This window comes from Marinifilum breve (assembly GCF_003202155.1).
GTDB lineage: Bacteria > Bacteroidota > Bacteroidia > Bacteroidales > Marinifilaceae > Marinifilum > Marinifilum breve.
Window position 1 is genome coordinate 1 of sequence record NZ_QFLI01000097.1, and the last position, 552, is coordinate 552.

The 552-nt window shown below is 48.6% G+C and carries 1 protein-coding gene; it reads left to right on the plus strand.

Translation table 11 applies throughout. The features are described from left to right. Positions 1-87: 87 nt before the first annotated feature. Positions 88-552: RNA-directed DNA polymerase (locus DF185_RS24845; protein ID WP_207784747.1), on the plus strand; the 465-nt coding region annotated here is incomplete at its 3' end.

Sequence of the window (552 nt, forward strand, 5' to 3'; positions counted from 1 at the left end):
CGATGGGCAGAATTTTTCGAAGGGCAGTTCAACTGGCCTGCTGCTCCGGCAACATCGGTCAGACCGTCCTGCCCTCCATGGCCGGTGATGACTGATCCACCAAATGAGGCGGAAGTCTGCAGGGAACTCCAACTCTTGAAGCGCTACAAATCACCTGACCCAGATGACTTACCTCCGGCTCTTTTTAAAGATGGTGGTGACTTTCTGACTAAGGAATTGACGACGTTGTTTACAAAGGTTTGGGAACTAGAGAGTGTACCAACGTCATGGAATGAGTCGATAGTTGTCCCTATCTTTAAAAATGGTTCACGTCGTTCCTGCAACAACTATCGGGGGATAAGTCTACTTCCGATTGCGTCCAAGCTATTGGCTTCCGTCATACTTCGTAGGTTGTTCAAAACCCGAGAAAGATTGACTCGCGAGGAGCAGGCTGGGTTTCGTTCTGGTCGAGGATGTATTGATCATATCTTCACCCTCCGCCAAATGTTAGAACACCGTCATACTTATCAAAGGCCAACAATCGTAGTGTTTCTTGACATCAGGGCTGCCTTC